Genomic DNA, 4,818 nt, shown 5'->3' on the forward strand with positions numbered 1-4,818 from the left:
CACTACCTTGATGTCCGCGCTGGACAGCCCGCTGATCGTCGTTACCACGGCCGATGAGCGGGAGCGAGCGGGCTGCCTGGTCGAGTTCCACGGCCAGTCGAGCATCGAGCCGCAGCGGTACTGCGTATGGCTGTCCAAGGCCAACTACACCTACCGGGTGGCGCTGAACTCCAGCCACCTGGTCATTCACTTCCTGACCGCGGACGATCTGCCGCTCGCTGAGCTGTTCGGCACCCAGACCGGAGACACCGTCGACAAGTTCGCCGGCCTTCCGGTGGATTCCGGCCCCGGCGGCGCGCCAGTGCTCAGGCAGTGCTCCAATTGGCTGGCGGTACGCCGCATAGTGCTGCTCGACGAGGGCGGCGACCATGTCTGCCTGACCACCGAGCCGGTCGCCGCGCAGACGGCCGGGCCGTTCCGGCCGCTGCGGCTATCCCAGGCCGGCCACCTGAGGGCGGGTCACGCTGCCCAGGAACGGCCTGAGCCGCCCACAGAACGAGCAGCGCCAGCCTGACGGCCGAGCGAAACCCTCCTGACGGGAGCACGGCCCGATGGACGATGTTCTTACCGATTGGCGGGTTCGCCGGACGCGCGACAACCGCCATCCGTACCGTTTCCCTCGTGGCTCCCGCCCCCCATCGACACCGCCGCCGGAACAGGCGCTGGCCACTGCTGGGGTTCGGGTTCGGCGGCATCGCGGTCGCGGCGGCAGTGGTTGCCCTGGCGGTCGGCATGAGCCAGGCCGTGGGAACCCGGGCGTGCGCGGCTGTGCTGCCGGCCGCGGGCGCCGCGCAGGCCGGCGAGGTCTCGGGCATCGCAACCCACTACGTGCTGCAGGCCCTGCCCAACTGCTCTTACCCGTCACCCCCAGCCGACGGGCTGTTCGTGGCGCTGTCGCCGGGCGAGTACGACAACGCCGCCGCGTGCGGCGGCTACCTCGAGGTCCATGGCCCGGACGGCTCGGTTCGCGTCGAGGTAATCGACCAGTGCCCGGGCTGCGGGGCTGGGCATATCGACCTGAGTGAGGCGGCGTTCTCGGCCATCGCGCCGCTGAACGCGGGCCTGGTCAACGTCACTTACCAGCCGCTCGTCAACCCGTCGCTGCCGGGTCCCATCTCGCTGCTCGTCAAGCAGGGCTCGTCGCCGTACTGGCTGGCGTTGCTGGCGATGAACACCGGGAACCCGCTGGCCTCGGTCCAGGTGCGAAGCGAATCGGGCGGCGGCTGGTACAGCCTCGTCCGGGCCAGCTACAACTACTGGGTCGCGCAGTCGGGCGCCGGCACCGGGCCGTTCACTGTGCGGCTGACCGACATCCAGGGGCACGTGGTGACGGTGCAGGGTGTCGCGCTCAGTCCGGGCGTGGTGCAGGGCACCGGGACGTGGATGTACGGCGCTGGCACGACGACGGGGCCAGCGCCGGAACCCGCGAGCACGCCATCACGAGTACCACACACCAGCCGCCCGGTGGCGTCCGCGACGTCCGGTCGCGTCCTTTCCAGCCGGGCCGCCGGTGAGCCGGATGCCGGGCTGGAAATCCCCCGCCAGACCTCACCTCCTAGCGCGACCGCCACGTGCTGACCAGGACGCCGGCCGGGCCGTTTCGCAGTGCAGTTCCGTCGGCCGGCTAAGGATCTGGCCCGCAGCGTGCTGCCCGGGCGGAGGCGGCCGTCGTCGCCCATGTCGGCGAGGACCGCGGGCAGCCCGTCACTGAGCATCTTGCGACGGACCCGGCCCAGCAGCTGGGCCATGAACAGGCCGCCGATGCCGGTGAACCCGGTGTGCTCGTAGGTGAAGCGGGTACCGTCACCGGTCGGCTCAAGGCGGTAGGTGACCACGGTGGTGTCGCCTCCGCCGTCGTCCGTCCAGGTGTAGCGGAGCAGGGTCGGCTCCCTCGCCTCTATTACCTCGCAGTTGACGATGCCGTTCCAGCCGGGCTTGGGCTTGGCCACGAATCGGAATCTGGTGCCGGGGACCGGCGCGAAGCCCTCCGGGCGCCCGCCTGCGCCGGTCGCGGTCCACAGCGGGATCAGCTCGCTGTCGGTCAGGGCGCGCCAGACCCTGGTGACCGGGTACGCGTAGTCGCGGACGATGCGGATCTCACTCATGGATGCCTCCTGCGAACATAAGGTTCCGTGACTAGAAAAATATAGTAACAGAAAATTTATTGCGACTGTAAAGATGTACTAGGCTGACGCCATGAGTGGACGGGCACTGGAGTGGACAGCCGCAGAGGCGGCAGACCGGTCGGCCGGGGGACTGCGCGATCGCAAGAAGCGCCTGATGCGCCAGCAGCTGTCTGACACCGCGACCGCGATGTTCCTTGAGCACGGCTTCGACGCCGTCCGCGTGGCCGACGTCGCGCAAGCGTGCGGTGTGTCGGAGAAGACCGTCTTCAACTACTTCCCGGTCAAGGAAGCCCTCGTCATGGACCGGCTGGAGACCATCCAGGCCGCCCTGCGCGCCGGGCTCGCCAACCCGGCGCTCACGCCGGTCCAGGCTGTGCTGCTGATCCTCGAAAGGGAACTGGGCGCCATGACCTCGCAACTCGCGTCCCATGAGGACGCTAGTCAGGGCCGCGCGATGATCCGGCGGTTCGGCGACCTGATCCGCGCCACGCCTTCACTGCGCGCCTACCAGGCCGACGTGATGGACCAGGCCGCTGCCGGCGCTGCCGAGGTCCTGGCCGCGCGGGCCGGTATGACCGCAGCTGACCCAGAGCCGCAGATTGCCGCTAAGGCGCTGCTGGGACTGTGGCGCGTCCAGGCCGACAGCCTGCGCAGGTACCTAGACGTCGCCGCTACACCCACCCGGCTGTACGAACTGGTGAGCGCCGATGTCCGCCGCGCCGCCCGGCTCCTCGATACCGGGCTGCGCACGTTCGCCGTGCCCGCATCCGCCGCCAGCGAGCCTTCGGGGTAGGTGAGGGTTGCCTCAAAGGATGTTCAAAACGGCCCGAGATGGTGTTAGAACGTGCCTAGTCTCCGGGGTGCGGATAACCCGGGAGCGGATGCCATGGCCGCTGCTCGCGGTGCTCGCGGTCCAAACGGCGCTCTCGGTCAGCATGGTCCGGGCCAGGACCGCGTTCGGGGACGAGGCGCTGTACCTGAATGCCGGGCACCTGGAATGGGCGCACTGGCTGCACGGCACCCAGATCCCTGATTACCAGACCTGGTTTTCCGGCGCCCCGGTCATCTACCCGCCGATCGGAGCCATCGCCGACACCCTCGGGGGGCTGACTGCGGCGCGGCTGCTGTCCCTGGTCTTCATGCTCGGCGTGACGTCCCTCGTATGGTGTACGGCGACCCGGTTGCTGCGGGACGAACGCGCCGCCTTCTTCGCCGCCGCGCTCTTCGCCGTGCTCGCGCCGACGCTGCACCTGGGCTCGTTTGCGACCTTCGACGCCCTGGCGTTGCTGCTCCTGGCCGCCGCGACCTGGTGCGCCGCGGGAGCCCGGAGCGGTCACCATGCCGCACGGTGGCTGGTCGCGGCGGGGATTCTCCTCGCGCTGGCCAACGCGACGAAGTACGCGACGGCCCTTTACGACCCCACCGTGCTCTGCGTCGCCTTCCTGAGCTCGTGGCCGGACGCCGGGTGGCAGGTAGCTCTCCGGCGTGCGGCCTTCCTCGCCGGGATCGCGGCGGCTGTCCTCGCCGTGCTGCTCGCGCTCGGCGGCTCCGGCTATCTCACCGGGATCCGGGTAACCACGACCGGGCGCGTCCACGGAGTCGTAGCCGCCTCACTGGTGTTCGCGGAGGCCTGGTCGTGGACCGCGGTGGTGCTGGTCCCGGCCGTCGGCGCGGTCGTCCTCTGCGCGGTGCGCCGGCGGTGGCCGCAATCGCTGCTGCTGGCCGTGCTCGCGCTCTCGGCACTGCTGGCGCCGGCTGACCAGGCGCGCATTCAGACCGGGACATCGCTGGACAAGCACGTCGATTTCGGTGCCTGGTTCGCCGCGATCGCGGCCGGCTACCTGCTCAGCAGCCTGCCCCGCAGGCGCCTCGTGCTGGCGGTGTCGCTGGCCGCCCTCATCCCGGTTACCTCGATGGGGATGGTGCAGGCGCGGGACATGATCGACTGGCCGGACGTGACCGGGCTCGTGAAGGTCGTCCGGCCGCTGACCGCGCACGGCGGGCACTTTCTGGTGGAAACCACCGACGTTCTCCAGTACTACCTGCCGAACACGTCGTGGCGGCAGTGGTCGAACACCCAGATCAGCAATCCGGAGTACTACCGGCAGGCGATCGCGCGGCACTACTTCTCGGTCATAGTCCTCGGCTTCAACCAGACACCGGCGATGGACTATGTGATAGGCCTCGATCTATCGTCGATCGGCGGTTACCGGCTCGTGGCGGAGGTACCCGGCGGAAATACCGTCTTCTACGTGTGGGAGTACCTGGGCCGGGTGTGACAGGCCGCCCACTCCCTGAACAGCTACTCGTTTCTCGCGACCTCGGGTCCTGTGATGCGGGCCAGCAGCGGGAAGGTGGCCGCGATGATGCCGAGGGACACCACGATCCCGCCTGCGGTGAGCAGGTAGTACTCGATGCCGGGGGCCACCATCGGGTGGTTCTGCGCCTCGGTGGCGTACAGCGCGGCGGCGCCGAATCCGGTGCCGATCGCGACGGCGGCGACGGCGAGCAGCGGGACGGCGCCTTCCAGCGCGACGACTCGGCGTAGCGTGGCGAGCCGGGCGCCGGTGAGTCGCAGCAGGCTGAACGGCCGCTTGCGTTCCGCCAACCCGGCCGCGACGCCGGCGGCGAGCGTACAGCTGGCGATCAGCAGGCTGACCAGGATCGCCACGTTCGCGAGCTGCTGGTAATC

At 69.4% G+C, this 4,818-nt stretch carries 5 protein-coding genes and 1 pseudogene; 4 read left to right on the forward strand and 2 right to left on the reverse strand.

Going from position 1 to position 4,818, the window contains the following annotated elements:
- Both WA805_RS13540 and WA805_RS13545 read left to right on the forward strand, forming a co-directional pair.
- Positions 1-514 (forward strand): flavin reductase family protein (locus tag WA805_RS13540; protein WP_425242507.1); only part of this gene is annotated, 514 nt, incomplete at its 5' end.
- A 107-nt stretch (positions 515-621) separates the two neighbouring features.
- Positions 622-1,578, forward strand: coding sequence for an expansin EXLX1 family cellulose-binding protein (locus WA805_RS13545; RefSeq protein WP_425242508.1), 957 nt, complete (start codon positions 622-624; stop codon positions 1,576-1,578).
- Positions 1,579-1,718: 140 nt separating this feature from the next.
- Here WA805_RS13545 and WA805_RS13550 read toward each other — a convergent pair.
- A pseudogene (locus WA805_RS13550) lies at positions 1,719-2,105 on the reverse strand (SRPBCC family protein); the annotation flags it as partial.
- A 91-nt stretch (positions 2,106-2,196) separates the two neighbouring features.
- Between WA805_RS13550 and WA805_RS13555 the strand changes: the two are divergent.
- On the forward strand, positions 2,197-2,919 hold the full coding sequence (locus WA805_RS13555) for a TetR/AcrR family transcriptional regulator (protein WP_424558865.1): 723 nt from the start codon (positions 2,197-2,199) through the stop codon (positions 2,917-2,919).
- A gap of 67 nt (positions 2,920-2,986) precedes the next feature.
- Positions 2,987-4,405 (forward strand): glycosyltransferase family 39 protein, encoded by a 1,419-nt coding sequence (locus tag WA805_RS13560; protein WP_425242509.1) that lies wholly within the window; start codon positions 2,987-2,989, stop codon positions 4,403-4,405.
- A 23-nt stretch (positions 4,406-4,428) separates the two neighbouring features.
- Here WA805_RS13560 and WA805_RS13565 read toward each other — a convergent pair.
- Positions 4,429-4,818: FtsX-like permease family protein (locus tag WA805_RS13565; protein ID WP_425242510.1), on the reverse strand; the 390-nt coding region annotated here is incomplete at its 5' end.

Source organism: Trebonia sp., from assembly GCF_049794275.1.
In the GTDB taxonomy this organism is placed as follows: Bacteria; Actinomycetota; Actinomycetes; order Streptosporangiales; family Streptosporangiaceae; genus Trebonia.

Bases quoted from the DNA above. Each gene is read 5' to 3' on its own strand.
- WA805_RS13555 (WP_424558865.1), top strand. From the start codon at position 2,197: ATGAGTGGACGGGCACTGGAGTGGACAGCCGCAGAGGCGGCAGACCGG.